General features: G+C 63.2%; 29 protein-coding genes. 17 read left to right on the top strand and 12 right to left on the bottom strand.

Going from position 1 to position 23,002, the window contains the following annotated elements; all coding sequences use genetic code 11:
- Positions 1–1,603, bottom strand: a 1,603-nt coding sequence (locus AC1RUR_RS15660; protein WP_492845447.1) for a HAMP domain-containing protein, incomplete at its 3' end; no start/stop codon positions are given.
- A gap of 276 nt (positions 1,604–1,879) precedes the next feature.
- Complete coding sequence (locus AC1RUR_RS15665; protein WP_492845449.1) at positions 1,880–2,389, bottom strand: DUF4142 domain-containing protein; 510 nt, start codon at positions 2,387–2,389, stop codon at positions 1,880–1,882.
- A 95-nt stretch (positions 2,390–2,484) separates the two neighbouring features.
- Here AC1RUR_RS15665 and AC1RUR_RS15670 point away from each other — a divergent pair, with 95 nt between their 5' ends.
- The 3 genes from AC1RUR_RS15670 to AC1RUR_RS15680 all read left to right on the top strand — a co-directional run bounded on the left by AC1RUR_RS15670 (position 2,485) and on the right by AC1RUR_RS15680 (position 3,216).
- The gene (locus AC1RUR_RS15670) at positions 2,485–2,679 is read left to right on the top strand and encodes a hypothetical protein (protein WP_492845451.1); all 195 of its coding nucleotides are present in this window, start codon (positions 2,485–2,487) and stop codon (positions 2,677–2,679) included.
- Between the two features lie 115 nt (positions 2,680–2,794).
- Complete coding sequence (locus AC1RUR_RS15675) at positions 2,795–2,926, top strand: hypothetical protein (protein ID WP_492845453.1); 132 nt, start codon at positions 2,795–2,797, stop codon at positions 2,924–2,926.
- Positions 2,927–3,009: 83 nt separating this feature from the next.
- Complete coding sequence (locus AC1RUR_RS15680) at positions 3,010–3,216, top strand: hypothetical protein (protein ID WP_492845455.1); 207 nt, start codon at positions 3,010–3,012, stop codon at positions 3,214–3,216.
- A gap of 139 nt (positions 3,217–3,355) precedes the next feature.
- Here AC1RUR_RS15680 and AC1RUR_RS15685 read toward each other — a convergent pair whose 3' ends face one another.
- Entirely contained in the window at positions 3,356–3,616 is a 261-nt protein-coding gene (locus AC1RUR_RS15685; protein ID WP_492845456.1) for a hypothetical protein, read from the bottom strand.
- Between the two features lie 174 nt (positions 3,617–3,790).
- Here AC1RUR_RS15685 and AC1RUR_RS15690 point away from each other — a divergent pair, with 174 nt between their 5' ends.
- Positions 3,791–3,949: a hypothetical protein gene (locus AC1RUR_RS15690; RefSeq protein ID WP_492845458.1), complete on the top strand. Its 159-nt coding sequence runs from the start codon at positions 3,791–3,793 to the stop codon at positions 3,947–3,949.
- A 374-nt stretch (positions 3,950–4,323) separates the two neighbouring features.
- Entirely contained in the window at positions 4,324–4,698 is a 375-nt protein-coding gene (locus AC1RUR_RS15695; protein ID WP_492845460.1) for a PRC-barrel domain-containing protein, read from the top strand.
- Positions 4,699–4,731: 33 nt separating this feature from the next.
- Here AC1RUR_RS15695 and AC1RUR_RS15700 read toward each other — a convergent pair whose 3' ends face one another.
- Entirely contained in the window at positions 4,732–5,196 is a 465-nt protein-coding gene (locus AC1RUR_RS15700; RefSeq protein WP_492845462.1) for a winged helix-turn-helix transcriptional regulator, read from the bottom strand.
- 160 nt (positions 5,197–5,356) lie between these two features.
- Between AC1RUR_RS15700 and AC1RUR_RS15705 the strand changes: the two genes are divergently transcribed.
- The 5 genes from AC1RUR_RS15705 to AC1RUR_RS15725 all read left to right on the top strand — a co-directional run bounded on the left by AC1RUR_RS15705 (position 5,357) and on the right by AC1RUR_RS15725 (position 9,774).
- Positions 5,357–6,094: an SDR family oxidoreductase gene (locus AC1RUR_RS15705; protein WP_492845464.1), complete on the top strand. Its 738-nt coding sequence runs from the start codon at positions 5,357–5,359 to the stop codon at positions 6,092–6,094.
- 62 nt (positions 6,095–6,156) lie between these two features.
- Complete coding sequence (locus tag AC1RUR_RS15710) at positions 6,157–7,158, top strand: NAD(P)H-dependent flavin oxidoreductase (protein WP_492845466.1); 1,002 nt, start codon at positions 6,157–6,159, stop codon at positions 7,156–7,158.
- A 108-nt stretch (positions 7,159–7,266) separates the two neighbouring features.
- Positions 7,267–7,686 (top strand): hypothetical protein, encoded by a 420-nt coding sequence (locus tag AC1RUR_RS15715; RefSeq protein ID WP_492845468.1) that lies wholly within the window; start codon positions 7,267–7,269, stop codon positions 7,684–7,686.
- A gap of 71 nt (positions 7,687–7,757) precedes the next feature.
- On the top strand, positions 7,758–8,090 hold the full coding sequence (locus AC1RUR_RS15720; RefSeq protein ID WP_492845469.1) for a hypothetical protein: 333 nt from the start codon (positions 7,758–7,760) through the stop codon (positions 8,088–8,090).
- A gap of 118 nt (positions 8,091–8,208) precedes the next feature.
- The gene (locus tag AC1RUR_RS15725; RefSeq protein ID WP_492845471.1) at positions 8,209–9,774 is read left to right on the top strand and encodes an alkaline phosphatase D family protein; all 1,566 of its coding nucleotides are present in this window, start codon (positions 8,209–8,211) and stop codon (positions 9,772–9,774) included.
- Here AC1RUR_RS15725 and AC1RUR_RS15730 read toward each other — a convergent pair.
- Complete coding sequence (locus AC1RUR_RS15730; protein ID WP_492845473.1) at positions 9,771–9,992, bottom strand: hypothetical protein; 222 nt, start codon at positions 9,990–9,992, stop codon at positions 9,771–9,773. The genes AC1RUR_RS15725 and AC1RUR_RS15730 overlap by 4 nt on opposite strands.
- 257 nt (positions 9,993–10,249) lie before the next feature.
- Between AC1RUR_RS15730 and AC1RUR_RS15735 the strand changes: the two genes are divergently transcribed.
- A complete protein-coding gene (locus tag AC1RUR_RS15735; RefSeq protein ID WP_492845475.1) occupies positions 10,250–11,068 on the top strand; it encodes an aldo/keto reductase in 819 nt (272 codons plus the stop codon).
- Between the two features lie 236 nt (positions 11,069–11,304).
- Here AC1RUR_RS15735 and AC1RUR_RS15740 read toward each other — a convergent pair whose 3' ends face one another.
- Together AC1RUR_RS15740 and AC1RUR_RS15745 are read right to left on the bottom strand one after the other, a co-directional pair.
- Positions 11,305–11,529 carry a hypothetical protein gene (locus tag AC1RUR_RS15740; protein WP_492845477.1) on the bottom strand — a complete coding sequence of 75 codons (225 nt, stop codon included), beginning with the start codon at positions 11,527–11,529 and terminating at the stop codon, positions 11,305–11,307.
- 86 nt (positions 11,530–11,615) lie between these two features.
- Entirely contained in the window at positions 11,616–12,068 is a 453-nt protein-coding gene (locus tag AC1RUR_RS15745) for a hypothetical protein (RefSeq protein WP_492845479.1), read from the bottom strand.
- 158 nt (positions 12,069–12,226) lie between these two features.
- On the opposite strand from AC1RUR_RS15745, the gene AC1RUR_RS15750 reads away from it, so the two are divergent.
- Entirely contained in the window at positions 12,227–12,499 is a 273-nt protein-coding gene (locus AC1RUR_RS15750; RefSeq protein WP_026202606.1) for a helix-turn-helix domain-containing protein, read from the top strand.
- A 19-nt stretch (positions 12,500–12,518) separates the two neighbouring features.
- Positions 12,519–13,373, top strand: a complete 855-nt coding sequence (hpaD, locus tag AC1RUR_RS15755; protein WP_492845482.1) for a 3,4-dihydroxyphenylacetate 2,3-dioxygenase — start codon at positions 12,519–12,521, stop codon at positions 13,371–13,373.
- An 8-nt stretch (positions 13,374–13,381) separates the two neighbouring features.
- On the opposite strand, the gene AC1RUR_RS15760 is transcribed toward hpaD, so the two are convergent.
- The 5 genes from AC1RUR_RS15760 to AC1RUR_RS15780 form a co-directional block, all read right to left on the bottom strand.
- A complete protein-coding gene (locus AC1RUR_RS15760; protein WP_492845484.1) occupies positions 13,382–13,726 on the bottom strand; it encodes a hypothetical protein in 345 nt (114 codons plus the stop codon).
- Positions 13,727–14,962, bottom strand: a complete 1,236-nt coding sequence (locus AC1RUR_RS15765; RefSeq protein WP_492845486.1) for an aminotransferase-like domain-containing protein — start codon at positions 14,960–14,962, stop codon at positions 13,727–13,729.
- A gap of 130 nt (positions 14,963–15,092) precedes the next feature.
- Positions 15,093–15,962: a DUF4062 domain-containing protein gene (locus tag AC1RUR_RS15770; RefSeq protein WP_492845488.1), complete on the bottom strand. Its 870-nt coding sequence runs from the start codon at positions 15,960–15,962 to the stop codon at positions 15,093–15,095.
- A 13-nt stretch (positions 15,963–15,975) separates the two neighbouring features.
- Positions 15,976–16,917, bottom strand: coding sequence for a restriction endonuclease (locus tag AC1RUR_RS15775; RefSeq protein WP_492845490.1), 942 nt, complete (start codon positions 16,915–16,917; stop codon positions 15,976–15,978).
- 53 nt (positions 16,918–16,970) lie between these two features.
- Complete coding sequence (locus AC1RUR_RS15780) at positions 16,971–17,498, bottom strand: DUF3124 domain-containing protein (RefSeq protein WP_492845492.1); 528 nt, start codon at positions 17,496–17,498, stop codon at positions 16,971–16,973.
- Positions 17,499–17,565: 67 nt separating this feature from the next.
- On the opposite strand from AC1RUR_RS15780, the gene AC1RUR_RS15785 reads away from it, so the two are divergent.
- The 4 genes from AC1RUR_RS15785 (at position 17,566) to AC1RUR_RS15800 (ending at position 22,977) form a co-directional block, all read left to right on the top strand.
- The gene (locus AC1RUR_RS15785; RefSeq protein WP_492845494.1) at positions 17,566–19,296 is read left to right on the top strand and encodes a cation:proton antiporter domain-containing protein; all 1,731 of its coding nucleotides are present in this window, start codon (positions 17,566–17,568) and stop codon (positions 19,294–19,296) included.
- A gap of 189 nt (positions 19,297–19,485) precedes the next feature.
- Positions 19,486–20,562 carry a 3,4-dihydroxy-2-butanone-4-phosphate synthase gene (gene ribB / locus AC1RUR_RS15790; protein WP_492845496.1) on the top strand — a complete coding sequence of 359 codons (1,077 nt, stop codon included), beginning with the start codon at positions 19,486–19,488 and terminating at the stop codon, positions 20,560–20,562.
- A 131-nt stretch (positions 20,563–20,693) separates the two neighbouring features.
- Positions 20,694–21,908, top strand: coding sequence for an acyl-CoA dehydrogenase (locus AC1RUR_RS15795; protein ID WP_492845498.1), 1,215 nt, complete (start codon positions 20,694–20,696; stop codon positions 21,906–21,908).
- A 151-nt stretch (positions 21,909–22,059) separates the two neighbouring features.
- A complete protein-coding gene (locus AC1RUR_RS15800) occupies positions 22,060–22,977 on the top strand; it encodes an MBL fold metallo-hydrolase (RefSeq protein ID WP_492845500.1) in 918 nt (305 codons plus the stop codon).
- Positions 22,978–23,002: the final 25 nt, after the last annotated feature.

The raw sequence follows: 23,002 nt of genomic DNA on the forward strand, positions 1-23,002 counted from the left end.
GATCCACCATGGTGTTGATGGTGTCTTTCAGCTCGAGGATTTCGCCGCGCACGTCCACCGTGATCTTCTTCGACAAGTCGCCGCCGGCGACCGCCGTCGTCACTTCGGCGATGTTGCGGACCTGCGCCGTCAGGTTCGACGCCATCGAGTTGACGCTTTCGGTGAGGTCCTTCCAGGTGCCGGCGACGCCGAGCACGTTGGCCTGTCCGCCGAGACGTCCCTCGGTGCCGACCTCGCGCGCGACGCGCGTGACTTCGCCGGCGAAGGCGTTGAGCTGGTCCACCATGGTGTTCAGCGTTTCCTTCAGTTGAAGGATCTCGCCCGAGACGTTCACGGTGATCTTCTTGGAGAGGTCGCCGCCGGCGATCGCCGTGGCGACGTCGGCGATGTTGCGGACCTGCGCGGTCAGGTTCGACGCCATGAAGTTGACGTTGTCGGTGAGGTCCTTCCAGGTGCCGGCGACGCCGGGGACCTGGGCCTGGCCGCCGAGCTTGCCTTCGGTGCCGACCTCGCGGGCGACGCGCGTCACTTCGGAGGCGAACGAATTGAGCTGGTCGACCATGGTGTTGATGGTGTCCTTCAGCTCCAGGATTTCGCCGCGCACGTCCACCGTGATCTTGCGCGAGAGGTCGCCGCGCGCCACGGCGGTGGTGACGTTGGCGATGTTGCGGACCTGTGCGGTGAGGTTGCCGCACATCGCGTTCACGGAGTCGGTGAGATCCTTCCAGGTGCCGGCGACGCCGGGCACGATCGCCTGGCCGCCGAGCTTGCCGTCGGTGCCGACCTCGCGGGCGACGCGCGTCACTTCGGAGGCGAAGGAGCGGAGCTGGTCCACCATCGTGTTGATGGCTTCCTTGAGCTGGAGGATCTCGCCGCGGACGTCGACGGTGATCTTCTTGGACAAGTCGCCGTTGGCGACCGCGATCGTCACCTCGGCGATGTTGCGAACCTGGTTGGTCAGGTTGTTCGCCATCGAGTTGACGCTCTCGGTCAGATCCTTCCAGACGCCGGTCACCTCCGGCACCTGGGCCTGGCCGCCGAGCTTGCCTTCGGTGCCGACCTCGCGCGCGACGCGCGTCACCTCGGAGGTGAACACGCCGAGCTGCTTGATCATGGTGTTGACGATGTTCGCCGACTGCAGGAATTCGCCGCGGAGCGGGCGGCCATCGACGTCGAGCTTGACGGTCTGGAGCAGGTCGCCTTGCGCCACCGCAGCGACCGCACGCGTCACCTCGCGCGTCGGCCACAGCAGGTCGTCGATCAGCGTGTTGACGGAGCCTTCCATGTCGGCCCAGGAGCCGGAGGCGAGGCCGAACTTCACACGTTGCCGGGTCTTGCCCTCGCGCCCCACCACCTGGCCGACCAGCTCGAGCTGCTGCGCCATGCGCTGGTTGGCGGCGATGATTTCATTAAAAGTGTCGGCGATCTTGCCGTCGATACCGAGATAGTCGCCGCTCATCCGGACGGAAAAATCGCCGCTGCGCATGGCTTGCAGCGCGAGCAGCAGCTCCTGTCGGGAATCCGGCTCTGACGTACCGTTGACTCTTGGCTTTGGGACGCGACGACCGGAGCGTGATGCAGATCCGGGTTCGAGGTCGCTCATACTGATTCCCCCGCAGGCGTCGGCCGAATCTCAGGCGTGACGCAATTCATCAAACTAGAGCGTCAGCCAAATTCGAAATCAAGCGCCAAGGTTGCGACGCGAGGAAATGGAACCTGCTTTGCTCAGCCCGACCGCGATAACGACGACGGAGGCGATTGGTTCCACCCGGTTCCAGGAAATTTTGGACCGATTTGCCGTCTTTGCGGTCACGTCGCGGGCTGCCAGTCGACCGGTCAGGCGCCGCATGTGGGTGGCCGCCGGAAGACGAATCGGGGGCTACTTGTCTGCCATCGTACGCTCCACATCCTTCACCTGCGAACGCAGCACTGGCAGTTGGTCGCGGGCAAACCCGGCTAGCGCCGCATTGTCGGGGACTTTCAGATAGCGTTCGAGCAGGGCGATGGTGGATTCGTATTCGGCGATCTGCGCGGCATAGAAGGTTCGGACGTAAGCTGGTCCGTCCGACGTGTCGGGCTCGGCGAGGCTGGCGGCCGCCGTTGTCTTGCCGACGCGCGGCTCGGCACCGATCGCCTCTTGAATGTCCTTCAGGGCCTTGTCGCGTTTCGCCGCCTCTTCGGCACGCAAGGCGGCGAGGTTCTTCACCTCCGCATTGCCTTTCAGGTCGGTGCTCTCCAACAGGCCCTGCTGGAAGCGGCTGAACGCGTACAGGCCGTTGATGACGTCGATCGCCGTCGGCGCGCGGTCGCCCGGCCTTCGCTCGCCGGTGCTGTCGGCAAGAGCTGCGGTGCTGATGAGCATCAGGATGATCGCGACAAGGACTCGCATCGCTATCAATGGCGGATGGCGTGCGAAGTTCCCTCAACGTTACGATGCGGTAAGGACGGTTGCGGAACGTTGGTTCCGTCCCCACGTTTTTATCCATGAAGCAATCTGACATTTTCAGGGACAACGCCGACAACTGCCTGCAGCTCGCCGAGCGTGCCGAGGGCAAACCCGCTCACAGGCGCTATTCGCGCATGGCGGAGGCTTGGATGGCGCTCGCGAACGAGCAGGACTGGCTTGATGGCGAAATCCCGCCCGTCACGGTCCGCACCCGCCAAAGGCAGGATGCCTGATCTCGTTTTCGTGAATCCGCGTGTGAGATCGCTCACGGAATGAGCGCGACCAATCAACGATCATCCGGGAACAGTCGATCGTGCTGATTTTTTGATTCCAGGAGGAGGTTTTGCGATGGCTCCGCGTCTGGCACTTCTCTCACTCGTTCTCGCCTTCAGCGTCTCGGTCGCGTTTGCGACGGTGACGACGGTCCGGCAGGTGCATCAGGAAAATGCGGTGGTCTCGGTGCACGCAGCGCATGGCTAGCGTTGCTCTCTCTTGCGCGCCGGAACATTCGGCGTTCCGGCGCGTAAGCGCTTCGACAGGATCTGGAGAGGCGAGAGGACATCATGGCGCATTCCGACCACGGCATCGTCAAGGACAAGCGGGCTGAGGATCAGCCGCGCGACAAGCAGCGTGCGCAGACCGCGCACAACACGGGCTCTAAGGGCTCGCCGTCGCGTGAAGCGACGCGCGATCCCAAGCTCAACGACAACGGCAAGACGCCGGGATCCGGCGTGATGCCGGACGATTCCGGCGACGCGCCGACCGGTTAATACGCGAGGAACGAATCCCTTCGCGAAGAGTCGATGGATTGCTTTCGGCTGTCATGCCCCCGGTGCGCCGGAAGCAATCTCCAAGGACGGCCCTGGCACCCCACTGTGCCGGGGTCGTTTTTGTTGGTGAGACCGGGGTTCAATCCTCAACGTCGCCCTCGGGCTTGGCGGGCGTGTGTCCTTCAGGCCCGCGGCCAAAGACACCAAACTCGCTGGATTTGATGCCTGCCGGCGTGTCGATGCTTGCCTCGACGCCCGCGGCGGCGAGCCCGAATTTGAGCAGCTCGCGGACCGCCGCAGCGCGTGTCGGCATGCGGTGCTTGAACCGGAAATCATCGACAGCGGCCAGCTCTTCCGGCGAGAGCATGATCTGGAGGCGCTCGGCGCGAAGGTCGTTCATGGTCAATCACACAAAGTGAGTAAGTTGAGTATTTTGCTAAATGCGCCAACTTGCCGGGAGTTCCACAGGAGTCCAAAAAAGCGCCGATTGAGCAAGATATTCAAATAAAATCAATACGTTATGACTTGAAACGATCTCCGCCAAGGCGCATTTAAAGAGAAAGGGAGATGCGCCATGACGGATGAGGTCAGGTTACCCCGCAAGCTTTCCGAGGAACGAGAAGCACCGCAGCCGGTGCGCCCAAGCCACCAGAAGGTCATTGAGCAAGTCGAGCGCTGGGCCAACAGCCCGGGCCTGCAACCACCGAGGACGGACGATGCGAAGACGATCTGAACCCCACACATTCGAGCAACGGCTCGATGCACACAGGCTGCGGCTTGAGCATGAGCTTGCGGGCTTGCCGCTCGGCGTTCAGCGCGATTGCGTTGCGGCTCGCATCGAGCAACTCCAGGCAGCCGCCGAGATGTTTGAATTCCTGTCACCGCAAGGGGCGGCATCGGTCCGCTAAAGCATGATCCGGAAAAGTGTGCAGCGGTTTTCCGAAAAGATCATGCTCAAACAACGACCTAAAGCGCGATGATGATTCATCCCAATCTCATCGCGCTTTAGATCCACCCCGTCGCGTGGCACTGCGGCTCACGGCGTGTTTTGGAACGATCATCTTCAGGCCCGGTTGGTCCCGCACATCGGCAGAGCGGAGAATCGCGATGATGAATCAAGGCGAACTGGACCGCAGCGAAATCGGCCGGCTGATCGGCAGCGACAAGGTCGAGGGAACGTCGGTCTATGGTGCGGATCGCAACAAGATCGGCTCGATCGAACGCGTGATGATCGACAAGGTCAGCGGCAAGGTGTCCTACGCGGTGCTCGGCTTCGGTGGATTTCTGGGCCTCGGCAACGACCACTATCCATTGCCCTGGCAGTCGCTGAAATACGACACCGAGCTCGGAGGCTATGTCACCGGGATCACCGCCAAGTCGCTCGAAGGCGCGCCGAAATATGGCGAGCGCAGCGATTGGAATTGGGGCGACGACGCCGCGGTGCGCGGCATCAACACCTATTACGGCGTTCCCTTCGCGTAGAGCATCACAACGGCGGAGATGCAGGACGCGGGCTTACCCGGCCATCTCCCGTCGTCCCGGCCCCGCATGGACATGCACCTGCTTGGCGTGCAGCACCTCGCCGCATTCGGAGCACACCATCACGGGATCGAACTGCTTGCCGCAGGTCTTGTGCTCGTGCAGCAGCGGGCGGCCGCGCTCGTCGCCCATATGGGTGTCGCCCCAATGCACCATCGCCATGATGATCGGGTAGAGGTCGAGGCCCTTCTGCGTCAGGATGTATTCGTGGCGCTTGGGCGCCTCGGAATAGGGGACGCGGCGCAGGATGCCGAAGCGGACCAGCTTCTTCAGCCGCTCCGAGAGCAGGTGTCGCGTGATCTGCAGCGAGGACTGAAATCCCTCGAAGCGTCGCACGCGCAAAAAGCATTCGCGCAGGATCAGAAGCGTCCAGCGATCGCCGACCACGGCGACGGTGCGGGAAAGCGAACAAGGCTCTTCGTCCAGCGTGTCCCATTTCATGATCCGGTCTCCGGCTTGGCTAGTGAGTCAGAAAAAGGAACTAACTTGACTGATCAACGAAATTCTCACTGCAAATTAGCAGTCGGCCTCGAGATTTGACAGTTCTATTTTAGAACTATAGCCTCCGGCCCAATGACATCCGCACCGGAGGAGGCGACCTTTGCCCAAGCGAAACGCGACAGCTGCCGTCATCGGCGCCGGCGATTTCATCGGCTCCGAGATTGCCAAGAAGTTCGCTGCCGAGGGTTTTTCGGTCTTCGCCGGACGCCGCAACGGCGAGAAGCTGGCGCCTCTGGTGAAGGACATCGAGGCCGCCGGCGGCGAGATCCACGCGCGCTCGCTCGATGCGCGGAAAGAGGAAGAGGTCATCTCCTTCCTCAACGATGCCGACAAGCACGCACCGCTGGACGTTTGCATCTTCAATGTCGGCGCCAACGTCAATTTCCCGATCCTCGACACCACCGAGCGCGTGTTCCGGAAGGTGTGGGAGATGGCCTGCTATTCCGGCTTCCTCGCCGGCCGGGAAGCTGCGCGGCTGATGCTGCCGCGCGGCGGCGGCAACATCTTCTTCACCGGCGCCACGGCCTCCTTGCGTGGCGGCAGCGGCTTTGCCGCGTTCGCCAGCGCCAAGTTCGGACTGCGCGCGGTGGCACAGGCAATGGCGCGCGAGCTTGGGCCGAAGAACATCCATGTCGCCCATCTCATCATCGATTCCGGCGTCGATACTGAATGGGTGCGGCAGCGCCGGCTCGAAGCGCTCGGCCCGAACGCGCTGGATAATCCCGACCTGCTGATGCCGCCGTCCGCCGTGGCCGATTCCTATTGGCAGCTCTATCAGCAACCGAAGAGCGCCTGGACGTTCGAGATGGAGATCCGGCCCTTCGGAGAGAAATGGTGACCGCGGCACGGGACTGCGGCTAGACTGATCCCATACAAACCGAAATCCGGGAGGAAGCCTAAGTGAAGACCGCGATCACCGAACTGTTCGGCATTGAGCACCCCATCATCCAGGGTGGCATGCATTTCGTCGGCTTCGCCGAGCTGGCCGCCGCCGTCTCCAATGCCGGCGGGCTCGGCATCATCACCGGTCTCACGCAGAAGACGCCGGAGCTGCTGGCGAAAGAGATCGCGCGCTGCCGCGACATGACCGACAAGCCGTTCGGCGTGAACCTCACCTTCCTGCCGACCTTCGCGGCGCCGCCTTATCCGGAATACATCGCGGCCATCGTCGAAGGTGGCATCAAGGCGGTAGAGACGGCCGGCCGCAGCCCGGAAGCGTATATGCCCGCGCTGAAGGCCGCCGGCATCAAGGTGATCCATAAATGCACCTCGGTGCGCCATTCCCTGAAGGCCGAGCGGATCGGCTGCGACGCCGTCAGCGTCGACGGCTTTGAGTGCGGCGGCCATCCCGGCGAGGACGACATTCCGAACATGATCCTGCTGCCGCGCGCTGCGGAGGAATTGAAGATCCCGTTCGTGGCCTCCGGCGGCATGGCCGACGGGCGCAGCCTCGTCGCGGCGCTGTCGCTGGGCGCGGCCGGCATGAACATGGGCACGCGCTTCATCGCGACCAAGGAAGCGCCGGTGCATCAGAACGTGAAGAACGCGCTGGTCGCCGCGACCGAGCTCGACACCCGTCTGATCATGCGGAGCCTGCGCAATACCGAACGCGTGCTGAAGAACGCCAATGTCGATCGTCTGCTCGAGATCGAGCGCGCCAAGGGCGACAAGCTCACCATCGACGACATCCACGACCAGGTCGCCGGCGTCTATCCGAGGATCATGCTGGACGGGCAGATGGACGCCGGTGCCTGGAGCTGCGGCATGGTCGCAGGCCTGATCCATGACATCCCCTCCTGCAAGGAACTCGTCGATCGCATCATGAGCGAGGCGGAAACCATCATCCGCAGTCGCCTGATGGGGTTCCTGGACGGAGCGGGTGCGGCGCGAAAGGTCGCCTGACACCGTCAAACTTCTTAACCACGGCGGCACTTGGCCGCTGGAATTGCGCGCGACGCCTCCTAAATAGGGGTAAATTACCTCTTTCATAATCAATTTCAGGAGGCGTCCGTGGTCCTGAAGAGCGTTCCTTTTGCTGTTGCCGTGGCCCTCGTGCTCGCATGGGGCGGCGTGTCGCGCGCTGATGACTACAAGCCTGACGAATTTCTCGGCCTCGACCTGTCCAAGGCCGTGCTGTCACCGAAGCGGCTCGGGCCCGAGACGCAATTTGCGCCTGTCGCGCTGGAGGCGCGCGGCGGCAACGAAGCGCAGGCCCGCGCCGAGCCGGTGGATGTGCCGAAGAAGGTCGTCGCCGAACGCGTGCATGTGTCGGAGCCGAAGGTCGCGCACGTCAAGTCCGCGCAGCCGCGTGGTGCGGCCCGCACCAGGCTCGCGCATCGCCACGGCAATCCGCTGGATGCGCAGGCGAGGGATACCCGCATCCAGACCTGGCCCTGCCGCTCCGGCGGCATCTGCAACTGGCAGCGCTGAGGCTCCTGGATAGTTGGGTTGTGATTGATGTCCGCTGCATTGCCTGAGACGGCGCAACGGGATGATGCTCAATGTCCGATCTCCGCTATCGATGCCTGCTGACGGTCTGCGGTCTGTGTATCTTGAACTTCGTCGCGTTCGTCATTGGCGCGTTCGCGATCGGCGGCGACGCAGTCAATGGCAAGATCGTCGCGGGGCATTTCTATCTCGCAAGCCACGGAAAGCTCACCGAGGTCGGCGAAGCCATGTACAGCTACAGCCTGTGGCACGCACGTAGCGTCTTCGTTACGCTCCCGTTGGCGATGCTGACCGGATACCTCGCGAAACTGGACCAGCAGGCGAGGAAGGCGGCAAGACGCTCGTCCGATGGCCATCAAGTCGGCGTTCTTCCAAATTCACCCTAGGCCCGCCGCCGACCGTCATCCCCGCGTCGCAAAACCGTAGGCCTCGGGTCAAGAAACTGTAAGCCGGGAGTCAAACGGCGCAGGCACCTTCCGTCGCGATTCGACGAAGGTTTTCTGAATGGCAACGCTCCGCGCCGCGCGCGCATGGACCCGGCGGCAGTTCCTGGTCCGCTCCACGTCCGGCCTCGCCTTGGCCGCGCTCGCAAAGCCATCCATCAGCCGTGCCGCCGACCGCCCGCGGATCGCCGGCGGTATCCAGTCCGGCGACGTCTCGGAGGGCTCCGCCGTGATCTGGGCGCGTGCCGACCGGCCCGCGCGCATGCAGGTGGAATGCTCGACGGTCGAGAGTTTCAGGACCATCATTGCAGCGGCCTCCGGCGATGCGTTGCCCGAGGCCGACTTCACCTCAAAGCTATTGCTGAGCGATCTGCCGCTGGGGCAGGACATCTTCTATCGCGTGCGCTTCGACGACATCGCGACCGGCATTGCCGGCGAAAGCCGCGTCGGCCATTTCCGCACCGCGCCGGCAACCGGGCAGTCGATCTCGTTCCTGTGGTCCGGCGACACCGCGGGGCAGGGCTGGGGCATCGACATCGCGCGTGGCGGCTATCGCAGCTATCGCACCATGCTCGACAATCGCCCCGATTTCTTCATTCACTCCGGCGATCACATCTACGCCGACTGCACGATTCCACCTGAGCAGAAGCTGCCCAACGGCGAGACCTGGCGCAACATCGTGACCGAGGAAAAGTCCGAGGTCGCGCACACGCTGGCGCAATTTCGCGGCAACTACAAATACAACCATCTCGACGCACATTTTCGCGATTTCCACGCGAACGTGCCGATGTTTGCGCAATGGGATGACCACGAGGTCACCAACGACTGGTCGCCGACCGGCAGCCACGACGCCGCCGGCTATGAGGACGACGGCACCCCGCGCCTGGTCGCGCGCGCCCGCCGCGCCTTCTTCGACTTCATGCCGATCCGCGACGTCGGCGCTCGGCAGGGGCGGGTCTATCGCAAGATTGCTTACGGTCCGCTGCTCGATGTCTTCATGATCGACATGCGCAGTTTTCGCGATGAGACCTGGAACAAGGGCGACGACCATCGCGGCTGGATTCTCGGGGCCGAGCAGCTCGCCTGGCTGAAGCGGGAGCTGGCCGCCTCGCGCGCGACCTGGAAGGTGGTCGCGGCCGACCTGCCGATCGGCCTGGTCAGCCTCGATGCGGTCGCGCTCGGCAATGGGCCGCCTGACCGGCGCGAGCACGAGATCGCCGACCTGTTGGCGTCGATCAAGCGCGCGGGCGTGCGCAACATCGTCTGGCTCACCGCCGACATGCACTACACCGCCGCGCACTACTACGATCCGAACAAGGCGCAGTTCCAGGACTTCGAGCCGTTCTGGGAGTTCGTCTCCGGCCCGCTGCACGCCGGCACCTGGGGTCCCGGCGAGCTCGACAATACCTTCGGCCCGGTCGCGATGTACCAGAACGGCTGCAGCGCAGCGCAGGGCGAGAACCTCGCGCCGTGCTTCGGCCTGCAGTTCTTCGGCCGCGTCGACATCGACGGCGCGACCGGCGTGATGACCGTGACCTTGAAGGACGTCGACAACCGCGACCTCTGGTCGGTCGACATCGTGCCGCAGCCGCAGGCGCGCCCGGCCGTGGTGGCGCAGCATTCCTAAGGCATGCGCAAGCCGATGCCGCCGCGCACCGGACGGGGCGCGGCCTGCGGAGCCTCCGCGCGCGCATTCATCCAGTCAGGCGCTCGCGGAGCTGCGGGCTGCCGGACAAAGAATTCGCCCTGTTTGGGCGAGCCCGTGTAGGCAAAGCCGTCGGCATGCGCCGGAACTGCGCTGGCAAGGGCTGCCGCTACAAAGGCCATCGTCAAAAGCGTCTTCATGATCGTCTCCTGATTGCCTGCGGCCGGAACGACCGCGATGGTGAGATGCTGACAGGAGAGAGCGATCATCTGAAATGCCGTTTGGCTGTTGCGGCGATGCCCGCCGGCTATCTCGCTAAACTGATCTTGATTTGGTTTCCTTTGGCCGTCGCGCTATGGTGCCGTCCCCCGCCACCTCTTTTCCATCACCGAAGAGTCTGTCCCCGCGGCCTCACCGCGGGCATCTCGCGGGCTGAAATACGTCAGGAGCCTGTTTCATGGACAATCTGAAGACACAGGGCATCAGCATGCCCAAGCTCGGCCTCGGCACCTTCCGCATGCAGGGCGATGCCTGCCGCGCCGCGGTCGAGAGCGCGCTGTCGATCGGCTATCGCCACGTCGACACCGCCGAAATGTACGCCAACGAGGAAGCCATCGGCGCCGCGCTGGCCGCGGCCCGCCTGCCGCGCAGCGAGCTGCACGTCACGACGAAGGTCTGGCACGAGAATTTGGCGCCCGACGCGATCCGCCGCGCCTTCGACGCCAGCCTGAAAAAGCTTGGGCTCGACCATGTCGACCTCTACCTCGTGCACTGGCCGTCCAAGTCGGCGAACTGGGGCGCGGTGTTCGAGACCTTGATGAAGCTGAAGGAGGAGGGGCGCACGCGGGCGATTGGGGTCGCCAATTTCACCACCGCGCTGCTCAAGACCGCCGTCGAGGACATCAGGGCACCGATCGCCTGCAACCAGATCGAATATCACGCGCTGCTCGATCAATCGAAGGTGCTGGCCTATCTCAATGCCAGGTCGATCCCGCTGGTCGCCTACTGCCCGCTGGCGCAGGGGCGCGTTGCCTCGGATCCGGTGCTGGCCGAGATCGGCGCCAAGCATGATGCGACCGCAGCCCAGGTCGCGCTGAAATGGCTGCTCGACCAGAACGGCGTCGCGGCGATTCCGAAAGCGTCGCGCCGCGAGAGCCAGCAGGCCAATCTCGACGCGCTGAAGATCACGCTCGACGAGGCCGACCGCAACAGGATCGCCGCGCTGCCGAAGGACAGGCGCTGCGTCAATCCCGGCTTCGCGCCGGCGTGGGATTAAAAGTCGACGCTGGGCGCACTGTCACCCTCTCCCCTTGTGGGAGAGGGTGGCTCGCCGCGTAGCGGCGAGCCGGGTGAGGGGGGGCTTCTCTCCGCGTGCACATCTCTGTCAGTTTGAATTCGCCGAGAGAGACCCCTCATCCGGCGCTTCGCGCCACCTTCTCCCACAAGGGGAGAAGGAAAAGAGAGCACAAAGAAATGGCCCCGTGAGGGGCCATTTCCATGTTGCGTCGCGCGTTAGTCCCAATGGTGGCGGTGGCCGCTGCGCTTGATCACGACGACCCTGTCGCGATGGTGCCAGCCACGATGCCAGCCATGATCGCGATGCTCGCGGAATTCGGCGCGGGCGCCGTACGGGCCGTGATGGCCGCGCTTGATCACCACCGTCTCCGCGCTCGCCAGCGTCGGCGCCGCGATGACGAGTGCACCGAGCGCTGCAACCACATAACCAAGTTTCTTCATGATGTCCTCCTCCAAACGAATGCAAATCTAAACCGCGCATGCGCGTGAACGTTCCGGAGGAACTGGGAGAGAATTCTGAACGGCTGTTAATCGCAGCGCTGCTGCACGGGCGTCGGCGCGCCCGTGGCGATGTATTTGCCGTCCCTGATCGTGTACGCACCGCGCTCGCCGCGATTGTAGATCGCGCGCAGGCTGCCGTCCTTCGCCAGCAGCAGCCCGAACTCGCGGGTCTGATGCAGCGATGGAAAGTACACCATCACATTGAGCAGGCCCTCGGCATTGACCGTAGCGGACACGACCTCGTTTTCGTCCTTGGCGTCGCCGAAATTGCGTCGGTACATCACCCGGCCGTCCTTCCGGATTTCGTAAGTCAGGAGCGCACCCTTGTCGCGGGCGGGGCTGACGGCGCAATCGACCGCCCATGAGCCGAGCAGGCCCCATCGTTCGACCGTCGCCGCAAGCGTCTCGGCGCCGGCCATGGACGTGAACGCGATCCACACCACGGCAGCCGTGGTCCAGCGGCCCAAACAACGCGTCATGTCCTGAAAAGCCCCGCCTTGAAGAATTCCAAAGTGTAGCATCCGGCTCGCGGTCGTCCACGGCCGCCGCCGATTGCGCGCGAATTTGATCCGCATCAATGAGGCCGGCCGTATCAGGGGTAGGATGGCGGCTCCAGAAGGCGAACGTGGATAGACCAATGCTCAATCAAGTCATGGATTTTGCGGGCGAAGTGCTGCCGGGGAGCTGCGCCGTGCCGCCTTATTCCGAGACCGCGTTTCTGACCGAGCTCGGCGACCGCTTGAGGTCCTCGCGCATGCGCTGCGACCTGTCGCGCCGGGAGCTGGCTCGCCGCTCCGGGATTTCCGAGCGCTACATCGCCCAGATCGAGGCCGGCAAGGGCAACGTCTCGATCGTCCTGTTGCTGCGGCTGGCCTCCGCGATCCACGGCAGCCAGCCCCAGGCGGCCTGACGCTTCGAGGGGGACCGCCATGGGGCAGCTCGTTCTCGCCGCCAAGGTCACCCACGTTCCATCGTTGATGCTGTCGGAGCTATCAGGCAGCCCGTTGCGCGCCGCGCGCGAGCCGGCGGTCAGGTCCTTGCGCGAACTCGGCCGGCGGGCGAGAGAGCGCGGCGTCACCTGCTTCGTGGTGTTCGACACCCACTGGCTCTCCAATTTCGGCTACCACATCAATGCCAATGCGAGGCATCGCGGCTCGTTCACGAGCCACGAGGCGCCGCAGATGATCCAGGATCTGTGCTACGATCTGCCGGGTGATACGCCCCTGGCGCAGGCCATCACTGACAGGGCGGGGGAGGCGGGCCTGAACGTGATCGCCCATCAGGTGGCGAGCCTCGGGCTCGAATACGGCACGATCGTGCCGATGCACTACATGAACCCGGACGGCTTTGCCAAGGTCGTCTCGGTCGCCTCGCCGCTCTTCACCTCATTCGAGGAGAGCCGGATCCTCGGTGAAGCGACCCGCCGCGCGATCGACGAATCCGGCGAGCGGGTCGCCGTCCTCGCCAGCGGCTCGCTCTCGCACCGGCTCTGGCCGAACAAGAAGCTCGGCCCCGAGGCGTGGACATCGGTCGCCAGCGAGTTCAACCGCCAGGTCGATTTGCGCGTGCTCGAGCTGTGGCAGAGCCGCCGCTACCGCGAATTCCTCGACATGCTTCCGGACTACGCCGTCAAGTGCAACGGTGAAGGCGGCATGGCCGACACCATCATGCTGTTCGCCGCGCTCGGCTGGCACGACTATCGCGGAGCCGCCGAGCAGCTGTGTGACTATTTTCCGTCCTCCGGCAGCGGCCAGGTCAACGTGGAGTTTCACGTCGAGGCGTGAACACCGGTTCAACGCGGATCGAACGGTTCGAAGCTCGAATCGCGGCCTACCGACCAGGCTTCCGAATTCGATGGGAAGTACCGGATCAGGGTGACGATCTGATCTCCACTCGACCGATCCTTCCAAAGAAAGCCGTAGGTCCGGCCAGGCGATTTGATTCTTCGTGGTCCCTCAAACTGGTCAGGAGCGATCCCGCGTCTTGCACACTCTTGCTGAATGGCAAGCAGTGCTTCTCCGCGAGCGCTCTCTTCAGTGCTCGTTGCGAAATCCAGGATTTCGGACGCGACGACCACCATGCCAAGAGCGACGAAGATTCCGAGTATCCATCGCGCGATCCGTGCCGCCGCTCTCATCTACGCTTTCGCTTTCTCCACATTGGCGCTGCGGGCCGGCACGCCAAACTCCTTGCGGCACACCTCGGCCAGCACGGCGACGCCCTCGCGAATCTGCTGATGCGTGGGGCTGGCAAAGCACAGCCTGAGGCGTGAGCTGGAATGGCTCTTGTTGGTCGACCATTCCGGCCCGGGATTGATCGAGACGCCGGCAGCGAGCGCGGCCTGGTACAGCTTCAGCGTATCGACCTGGTCGGGCAGCTTCACCCACAGGAAGATGCCGCCCTTGGGCTCCTCGAACTCCGCCGCCGTCCCGAACTGCTCGTTCAAAGCTTCCATCAGCGTGTCGAGCTTGGTGCGCAGCGCCTTCGTCAGGGCCGGCACATGGCTTGCGAAATGCGGCTTGCAATAGGCCGCCAGCACCATCTGCTCCAGTGCGCCGGAGCCGGCATCCGTCTTCAGCGACAGCATCCGCGACATCACATCCCAGGGCGCGACGATGAAGCCGACGCGCAGCGCCGGTGCGATCGACTTGGAGAACGAGCCGATATGGATCACGCCGCCGTTCGGGCTCATCGCATGGATTGCCGGCGGCCGCTGTCCCGACCAGACGAGATCGGCATAGCAATCGTCCTCGAAGATGGGCACGCCGTATTCGGCCGCCAACCGCACCAGTTCGGCGCGGCGGCTCTCCGGCATGATGCTGCCGGTCGGGTTCTGCACGGTTGGAATGGTGTAGATGTATTTCGGCCGGATGCCGCGGCTCTTCAGATCGGCCAGCGTCGCAGCCAGCGCGTCCATGCGCATGCCGTCCGCATCGAGCGGAATGCCAACCACGTTGACCCCGAGCCGCGCCAGGCGGGTCAGCGAGCCCTGGTAACTGTCCTGCTCGAAGATCACGGTATCGCCGCGCGTCAGCAGCGTCGTGTTGACGAGGTCGAGCGCCTGGAGCGAGCCGGAGACGATCATGAGATCGTCGACCGTGCAGTTGATCCCGGCATCGCGCCTCAGCTTGGTCACCAGGAATTCGCGCAGGGGCAGGTAGCCCTGCGGCCCGTGCGCCAGACCGTAGGTGGCAAGCGACCGGCCCTCGCGCCGCAGCACCGCGTTGGCCGCCTCGATCAGCTCGTCCAGCGGCACCTGCTCGGAATCATTGTTGCCGCCGACGAAGCTGTATTTGGCCAGGCCCGTCCAGCGCGCGGAAGGGGCCGGCAGCCCTGCGGGAAACAGGGGCGCGAAATCGAAGCTGGACGTCATGGGAGCGTTCCTCGTTTTGTTCTTGTTGAGCAGCCGGCTTTGCGCAGGCCTGCGTTCTTGTTCCTATCCAACTTGACAAGAGGAGCATATATCAGCGGGGCAGCTTTGCATTGAAAGTATCAAGGATCGGTCAGACGACCAACTTGTCTGCAAGGTCATACCCGTTCGCGGTAATTTGGAATACTTCGCCTTTGTAGCCACGCGCCTCAATAAGGTTCTCACTTTGTAACTGCTCGATTGCGCGGAGCCATTTCGAGAATACTCGATGATTCTCTGCTCCAAACGTCTTTCCATTCGTTTGGATGTGAGCGCCACTCATGTGCTCGACCTTCATAATGAACCCATCATCATCCGCGGCAGCCTCGATGAGGAGTTCTCTCGCTTCAGGTGATAATTCTGGTGGTCGGCCAATACTTATTGGAGCTTGCGAGAGGTCGTTCAGGGCTCTCTCTAGCAGAGACTGCTCGATGTCCTTGCGTATGTTCGTCAGATACTCATGCCCATTCATTTGAATCTGCAGCTCGCGAGCAAACTTGGCTTGAAAATCTGGCGCATTGTCAAATGTAGATATTAGGCCGGCTCCCTCACACCAGGCGCGAAATTTCTGCAGGGCCTCATATTGGGTTAGATTTAGTGCGGCAGGTGCGACTGGAGCGTTTGAAAAATAGACCATTGCTGGTCTACCCGCGGCAACATGGGTCTGGATTTCCTCGACGGTCCCACTCGCCGCGTCGCCAGTTGGTGTCCCCAGCCGTGTCCAAAATATGCCGACCAATAGATCGCAATCTTTCAGGATGCGTTCGTTGATAAGTTGTTGGGGGCGTCCACCTAGGTCGGGGGACGCATGAGAGTCCCAGCCAACGGGAGTTAGGATTGTTTTTGTGGATAGCGAATGGATTGAATTCCAGTCGTTGATGGTTTGCCGAGCAATGTTTCGCTCGGTCAGGACATCGCCAGGCGATGCGATCATCACGGGGATAACAGTTGCAGTGTAAGCCATGATCAGTCCACCGCTATGTTTGTTCTGACCAGCCATAGAGGCCTTGAATTTTGATGACAGGTTTCACGGAGGCTTCCTCAATCGAGTTGAGCCGCTTCCAGTCGCGAGCAATGGTTTCAACGTCCAACAGGCCGACAGTGAAGGCGTTTGTAATCACCTTGCCAGAGAATTCGTCTCTGAAGCCCGATATCTTTGGGACCGGCAGTTGTCCTGTAAAGAGGTGCTGCTCCACATGTAGGGAAACCGACATCTCGACGGGGACGAGCTTCCCGTACCCGTTGTCCATTTGCACTGTCCTTGCTGGAAAGATATCTAGATCTTCGTGAATGCCCGGCTCGATCGGGTAGTCACCTCGGTCCCATCGAGCCGAAGCAGAATCGAGGCAAGTACCTAGGTCAATTCCATTATCGTCGAACGCCTTGACAGCAGAAAAGAAGTCGCCGGCCAGCTTAAATGGGTATGGTGCGGCCATCTGAAAGCGAAACGCCATCCGGGCCTCTCGAAAATCACAGACCGCGGGTATTGTCGGCTTCACCTGCCATTTGTGCGCCCCTGTATCGAAGGGACTGTATAGGTCGAGTTGATAGCCGTCAGCTCGGGTTTTCGCGGATTTTGTGAAGCCTTTTGGGCAAACGAGAACTCCCTTTTGAGCGCCGACGTCGGTCAAAAGGCCATAAAATTCCTCGACCCCCTTAACGTTTACCGGCTTCTTGTAATCCTTGCAGTCGATGATGATACTGATATCGTACTGCCCAACTTTCTCTCTTACGAGGACGTCTATCTGCCGCTTTCGCTTGCTCAAGCGGCCGTCCAAAAGTTGATTGTGGAGCACCTCTGCCTTTGGAGCCAGTTGCCTCTGAATTTCGGCAACCAGGAGTTCAAAGTCTTTATATTTTTCGGCCACCTGTCTTCCCCCGTTGACGATCTCCCTGTTTTTTAGTGGCTGGCGCTGCACGGGCCAGCCTTGTTCTTTTTCTTTCTTGCCAGCCGCCCGGAGGCGGGCCCGCCTTACTTCTTGCCGGCCGTCCTCGTTGGACGGCCCTGGCTGATGAAAGCGTAATGCGCATTGGCGACGCCGCCAACCATCAGGGCCTCGACCACCGGCTCGGCGATTTCGCCGGTTGCCGCCCAGTCGACGAGGAAATTGGCTCCGGTCCCGCCCCGCACGTCGTCGGTCGGAATGAAGATCGAGATGGTGGCGAGCGGCCTCAACGCCACCGGCGCCTTCAGATAGCTTTCGACCTGCTTGCCTGCGGTGTCGAAATAGGCGATGCGTTTGACCACCAGTGCTTGCGTCTCGGAGGCGTTGTGAACGCTCAAGGTCACCGAGAAATCGACGCGCAGCTTGCCCTGGCTCATCGCGACGCTGGAATAGGCCGGCACATAGAACCCGCCGCCGACGGCCAGTTCCTCCTTCGGCAGTGCGGTGAGCGAATCGGCGAAGCTTTGCTCGATATTGACCTTGGATTGCGCTGCGGCCGGCAAAGTGGACGTGAACGGAGCCAGCAGGGCTATCAGCCAGAGCACGATCCGCATGTGACGAATTGCTCGCTTGCCGCGGCGCAACCCGTCTCTAGGGTGCGGCAAAACGGACCCATTTGGCATGCACGAGCTCATTCGCGACATCACACTCTCTATCCTGTTTGCCTGGATGCTGGGGCTAGCAGCCCATTTCTCCCGGCAACCGCTGATCCTGGCCTACCTTATCGCCGGCTTCTGCATAGGTCCATTCGGCGCCGGCTGGGTCCATTCGCAGGAATCGATCAGCGTCATCTCCGAGCTCGGCCTGATCTTCATGCTGTTCATGATCGGCCTGGAGATCGACCTCAAGAAGATCGTGCGGGCGGGAAAGGTGATCCTGTTCGCGGCGGGCGGCCAGCTGCTCGGCGGCTGCCTGCTCGGGGTCCTGTTCTTTGCGGGCATTGGCCTGTCGCTCGGCGGCGGCCGTTTCGATGCGGTCTATCTCTGTATCGCCTGCGCGCTGTCGAGCACCGTCATCATCGTCAAGGTGCTCTACGAGAAGCGCGAACTCGACACGCTGCCCGGCCGCATCACGCTCGGCGTGCTCGTGCTCCAGGACATCTTCGCCATCCTGTTCCTGGCGGTGCAGCCGAGCCTCGCCAATCTGCAAGTGAGCGTCATCCTGCTCTCGATCGGCCGTGTCGCGGTGCTGGTCGCAGCCGCCCTGCTGGTCAGCCGCTATGTGCTGCCGCGCCTGTTCCACCAGATCGCCCGCCGGCCCGAACTGATCCTGCTCGGCGCGCTCGCCTGGTGCTTTCTCGTTGCCGAGACCGCGGAGCGGCTGTCGCTGTCGCGCGAGATGGGCGCGCTGATCGCCGGCGTCTCGCTCTCGACCTTCCCTTACGCGCTCGACGTCACCGCCAAGGTCACCACGCTGCGCGACTTCTTCATCACGCTGTTCTTCGTCGCGCTCGGCATGACCATTCCCGTGCCCGGCCTCTCCGTGATCGGGCTTGCCTTGATGATTGCGCTGTTCACGGTGGTGAGCCGGCTCGTCACGACCTTCACGCCGCTTTATCTGATGAAGCAGGGCCTGCGTGCCAGCCTGTTGCCGGCCCTCAACCTCGCGCAGATCTCCGAGTTCTCGCTGGTGGTGATCCAGACCGGCGTCACCGACAACCACATCGCAGCCGAAACCGCGAACGCGGCCTCTTTCGCCTTCGTGGTGCTGGCCGTGCTCTCGACCTTCGTGATGACCCGCAGCGACGAGATCACCCGCTGGGCGATCGGGCCGCTGAAGCGGATCGGCCTGCGCGATCTCGATCACGGCAACGGCCATGCCGAAGAGAGCCACGAGGGCGGCCATGGCGAGGCCCGTCGCATCGTCATCCTCGGCTTTTTCCGTGCGGCGAGCGCGCTGCTGGCCGAGATCGAACGGCAGACGCCGGTGCTGCTCGAGCAGATCACGGTGGTCGATTTCAACCCCAATGTGTACCAGACCCTGCTCTCGCGCGGCCTGCACGTGATCTATGGCGACATCAGCAATGTCGACACGTTGCTCCATGCCGGCATCGGCAAATCCGAGATGATCATCCTCAGCGTGCCGGATTCGCTGCTGAAGGGCGCCACCAATGCGAAGCTGGTCCGCCATGTCCGCGCGCTGAACCCCACCGCTCTGATCGTTGCGACCGCCGATCTGCTGGCCGATGTCGGCGAGCTCTACGAGGCCGGCGCCAGCTACGTCACGGTGACCCGGCTCAGCGACGCCCACGAGCTGTTTACCGTGATCGAGGCCGCCCAGGCTGGCCTGCTCGCGGACAAGCGCGCCGAGCTCGACCTGCGGCTCGGCGAGCGGCGAGAGGTGCTGCCCTGACGGCGTCCGGCCGTCTTCCTCCCGGGCATTGTGCACCTATATCCCTGGTATCTTCGGTGCAAGCCTGAAACCCGCCGGCGGGGCCGGTCATCAGGCATATGCGGTTGCGTCCAGGACACTAGCGCTTGGGCCCAAGTCCGGCTAAGCGTCCGGCTAAGCCTCCGGCCCATAACCGATAGAGATTGGGAAATGCCCGATACCGTCCAGGAAGTCTTGCAGGCCTTTGCCAGGGGCGAGCTCGTCGTCGTCACCGACGACGAAGACCGCGAGGGCGAGGGCGATCTGATCGTCGCCGCCTCGCTCTGCACCGCCGAGAAGATGGCGTTCATCATCCGCCATACCTCCGGCATCGTCTGCGCGCCTGTGACGACCGAGGATGCGCGCCGCCTGCGGCTCGATCCGATGGTCGCCCACAACGATTCCGCGCACACCACCGCGTTCACGGTCTCGATCGACTACAAGCCCGATGGCGGCACCGGCATCTCCGCCGAGGAGCGCGCTTCGTGCTGCCGCGCGCTGTCCAATCCCAATGTCGGCGCCAACGACTTCGCCCGGCCCGGCCACATCTTCCCGCTGATCGCCAAGGACGGCGGCGTGCTGCTGCGCTCCGGCCATACTGAGGCGGCCGTCGACCTCTGCAAGCTCTCCGGCCTGCCGCCCGTCGGCGTCATCAGCGAGCTGATGAACGACGACGGCAGCGTGATGAAGGGCGAACAGGTCGCCCGCTTCGCCGCCCAGCACAAGCTCAAGCACGTCACCATCGCGGACATGATCGCCTACCGTCAGGTGCGCGAGAAGCTGATCGAGCGGGTCTCGACTTTCGTCACCGAAAGCCCGATCGGCCCCTTGCAGGGCTATGCCTACCGCTCTCCGTTCGATTCCATCGCCCACGTCGCCTTCGTCTATAACGGCGTCGGCGACGGCAAGAACGTGTTGACGCGCTTCCACAAGCCGAACATCGTCAAGGACATCTTCACCGGCCACAAGCGGATGGCGGCCGTGCTCGAGCATTTCAAGACGTCCGGGCGTGGCGTGCTGGTCTATTTGCGTGACGGCGCCGCCGGCGTGCCGGTGGCCCCGCTGCCCGACGAGACGTCGACGGAGGCCGACCGCAACCGCCAGTGGCGCGAGATCGGCGTCGGCGCGCAGATTCTGCGCGATCTCGGCGTCACCTCGATCCGGCATCTCACTTCCTCGGTGCACGACTATAAGGGCCTGTCCGGCTTCGGCATCGAGATCGTCGCCAACGAGCAGCTCGAAATCTGACGACGTCGTTTCCGGGCTCGTGCCGTTGCGCCCCCCGGAATGACCGAAACCAGGATGCAATTGCACTTGTTGCCGTGGCACTTTACTTTGTCGGGCAATTCTTGACGGAACCAGATGCGAAAGGACGTTTCATGAGCGTGCGCCCTCAGGCCAAGGACAAGCCGGCTGCGGCTTCTTTCCAGTGGGACGATCCGTTCCTGCTCGATGAGCAGCTCACCGAAGACGAGCGCATGGTGCGCGACACCGCGCGCGCCTACGCCCAGGACAAGCTGCTGCCGCGCATCACCAAGGCCTATCTCGAAGAGACGACCGATCGCGAGATCTTCAACGAGATGGGCGAGCTTGGCCTGATCGGCATCACGCTGCCGGAGGAGTATGGCTGCGCCAATGCGAGCTACGTCGCCTATGGCCTCGTCGCGCGCGAGATCGAGCGGGTCGATTCCGGCTATCGCTCGATGAACTCGGTGCAGTCCTCGCTGGTGATGTACCCGATCTACGCCTATGGCGACGAGAACCAGCGCAAGAAATATCTGCCCAAGCTCGCCAGCGGCGAGTGGGTCGGCTGCTTCGGCCTGACCGAGCCGGACGCCGGCTCCGACCCGGCCGGCATGAAGACCCGCGCCGAGAAGGTCTCCGACGGCTATCGCCTGACCGGCAGCAAAATGTGGATCTCGAACGCGCCGATCGCCGACGTGTTCGTGGTCTGGGCCAAGTCGGCCGCGCACGACAACCAGATCCGCGGCTTCGTGCTGGAAAAGGGCATGAAGGGCCTCTCCGCGCCGAAGATCGGCGGCAAGCTGTCGCTTCGCGCCTCGATCACCGGCGAGGTCGTGATGGACGGCGTCGTGGTTCCGGAAGACGCGCTGCTGCCCAACGTCTCCGGCCTCAAGGGCCCGTTCGGCTGCCTCAACCGTGCCCGCTACGGCATTTCCTGGGGCGCGCTCGGCGCGGCCGAGGACTGCATGCATCGCGCCCGCCAGTACACGCTCGACCGCAAGCAGTTCGGCAAGCCGCTCGCCGCGACCCAGCTCGTGCAGAAGAAGCTCGCCGACATGGAGACCGAGATCGCGCTCGGCCTCCAGGGCTCGTTGCGCGTCGGCCGCCTGATGGACGAGGGCAAGTTCGCCCCCGAGATGATCTCAATCATGAAGCGCAACAATTGCGGCAAGGCGCTCGACATCGCCCGCGTCGCGCGCGACATGCACGGCGGCAACGGCATCTCGATCGAGTATCACGTGATGCGCCACGTTCATAACCTCGAGACGGTCAACACCTACGAGGGCACCCACGACGTCCACGCCCTGATCCTGGGCCGCGCGATCACGGGCATTCAGGCGTTTTTCTAAGCCGGCGCACCTCGGCATGGAATGCAACTGAACTCTCCAATTGCGTCATGGCCGGGCTTTGTCCCGGCCATCCACGTTCTAGCTGGAGAGAAGAACGTGGATGCCCGGCGCAAGGCCGGGCATGACGAAGTCAGCAAGGTATGAGCAAGCCATGTCCGACAACGACGATGTCCCGTTCAACCGCAACTTTCCGCTGAAAGCCGGCGTCGTCGAGGAGGTCCGCCCCGGCGTGCGGCGCGTGCTCTGTAACAATCCGAGCCCGTTCACCTTTACCGGCACGGTCAGCTACATCGTAGGCCAGGGCAACGTCGCTATCATCGATCCCGGTCCGGACGATGCGGCGCATGCGGCGGCGCTGCTCGATGCCGTGCGTGGCGAGACGGTGAGCCACATCTTCGTTACCCACACTCACCGCGACCATTCGCCGAACACGGCGCGGATCAAGCAGGCAACCGGCGCGCCGGTTTATGCCGAAGGCCCGCACCGCGCCTCGCGCCCGCGCTTCGAGAGCGAGAAGCACAATCCGGAATCAGGCTCCGATCGCGACTTCGTGCCCGATATCAGGATCGCGCATGGCGACGTCGTCGAAGGCGACGGCTGGCGTCTGGAGGCCGTGGCGACGCCCGGCCACACCGCCAACCATCTCGCCTTTGCCTGGCCCGAGCGGAAATTCAACTTCGTCGGCGACCACGTGATGGGCTGGTCGACCTCGATCGTGGCGCCCCCCGACGGTTCGATGATCGACTACATGGAATCGCTCGACCGGCTCGCTGCGCGCGAGGAGGATCTGTATTTCTCCGGCCACGGTCCCGAAATCCCGGATGCCCCGCGCTTCGTTCGTTTCCTGATCCGCCACCGCAAGGCGCGCGAGGCCTCGATCCTGCATCGTCTCGCCAAAGGCGAGGCCGACATCCCGACCATGGTGCGCGCGATCTATATCGGCATCGATCCCAGGCTGACGACGGCCGCAGGCTACTCCGTGCTGGCGCATTTGGAAGATCTGGTCGCCCGCGGCGTGGTGGCGACGGATGGCGATCCCGTGATTGGCGGGACGTACCGGATGGCGTAGGAGCGAATGGCGAATGGGGAGTAGC

Source organism: Bradyrhizobium sp. GW821-FHT12B03 (assembly GCF_058807535.1).

Bases quoted from the DNA above. Each gene is read 5' to 3' on its own strand.
- AC1RUR_RS15665 (WP_492845449.1), bottom strand. From the start codon at position 2,389: ATGCGAGTCCTTGTCGCGATCATCCTGATGCTCATCAGCACCGCAGCT.
- AC1RUR_RS15670 (WP_492845451.1), top strand. From the start codon at position 2,485: ATGAAGCAATCTGACATTTTCAGGGACAACGCCGACAACTGCCTGCAG.
- AC1RUR_RS15675 (WP_492845453.1), top strand. From the start codon at position 2,795: ATGGCTCCGCGTCTGGCACTTCTCTCACTCGTTCTCGCCTTCAGCGTC.
- AC1RUR_RS15680 (WP_492845455.1), top strand. From the start codon at position 3,010: ATGGCGCATTCCGACCACGGCATCGTCAAGGACAAGCGGGCTGAGGAT.
- AC1RUR_RS15685 (WP_492845456.1), bottom strand. From the start codon at position 3,616: ATGAACGACCTTCGCGCCGAGCGCCTCCAGATCATGCTCTCGCCGGAA.
- AC1RUR_RS15690 (WP_492845458.1), top strand. From the start codon at position 3,791: ATGACGGATGAGGTCAGGTTACCCCGCAAGCTTTCCGAGGAACGAGAA.
- AC1RUR_RS15695 (WP_492845460.1), top strand. From the start codon at position 4,324: ATGATGAATCAAGGCGAACTGGACCGCAGCGAAATCGGCCGGCTGATC.
- AC1RUR_RS15700 (WP_492845462.1), bottom strand. From the start codon at position 5,196: ATGAAATGGGACACGCTGGACGAAGAGCCTTGTTCGCTTTCCCGCACC.
- AC1RUR_RS15720 (WP_492845469.1), top strand. From the start codon at position 7,758: ATGTCCGATCTCCGCTATCGATGCCTGCTGACGGTCTGCGGTCTGTGT.
- AC1RUR_RS15725 (WP_492845471.1), top strand. From the start codon at position 8,209: ATGGCAACGCTCCGCGCCGCGCGCGCATGGACCCGGCGGCAGTTCCTG.
- AC1RUR_RS15730 (WP_492845473.1), bottom strand. From the start codon at position 9,992: ATGAAGACGCTTTTGACGATGGCCTTTGTAGCGGCAGCCCTTGCCAGC.
- AC1RUR_RS15735 (WP_492845475.1), top strand. From the start codon at position 10,250: ATGGACAATCTGAAGACACAGGGCATCAGCATGCCCAAGCTCGGCCTC.
- AC1RUR_RS15740 (WP_492845477.1), bottom strand. From the start codon at position 11,529: ATGAAGAAACTTGGTTATGTGGTTGCAGCGCTCGGTGCACTCGTCATC.
- AC1RUR_RS15745 (WP_492845479.1), bottom strand. From the start codon at position 12,068: ATGACGCGTTGTTTGGGCCGCTGGACCACGGCTGCCGTGGTGTGGATC.
- AC1RUR_RS15750 (WP_026202606.1), top strand. From the start codon at position 12,227: ATGCTCAATCAAGTCATGGATTTTGCGGGCGAAGTGCTGCCGGGGAGC.
- hpaD (WP_492845482.1), top strand. From the start codon at position 12,519: ATGGGGCAGCTCGTTCTCGCCGCCAAGGTCACCCACGTTCCATCGTTG.
- AC1RUR_RS15760 (WP_492845484.1), bottom strand. From the start codon at position 13,726: ATGAGAGCGGCGGCACGGATCGCGCGATGGATACTCGGAATCTTCGTC.
- AC1RUR_RS15765 (WP_492845486.1), bottom strand. From the start codon at position 14,962: ATGACGTCCAGCTTCGATTTCGCGCCCCTGTTTCCCGCAGGGCTGCCG.
- AC1RUR_RS15770 (WP_492845488.1), bottom strand. From the start codon at position 15,962: ATGGCTTACACTGCAACTGTTATCCCCGTGATGATCGCATCGCCTGGC.
- AC1RUR_RS15780 (WP_492845492.1), bottom strand. From the start codon at position 17,498: ATGCGGATCGTGCTCTGGCTGATAGCCCTGCTGGCTCCGTTCACGTCC.
- AC1RUR_RS15785 (WP_492845494.1), top strand. From the start codon at position 17,566: ATGCACGAGCTCATTCGCGACATCACACTCTCTATCCTGTTTGCCTGG.
- ribB (WP_492845496.1), top strand. From the start codon at position 19,486: ATGCCCGATACCGTCCAGGAAGTCTTGCAGGCCTTTGCCAGGGGCGAG.
- AC1RUR_RS15795 (WP_492845498.1), top strand. From the start codon at position 20,694: ATGAGCGTGCGCCCTCAGGCCAAGGACAAGCCGGCTGCGGCTTCTTTC.
- AC1RUR_RS15800 (WP_492845500.1), top strand. From the start codon at position 22,060: ATGTCCGACAACGACGATGTCCCGTTCAACCGCAACTTTCCGCTGAAA.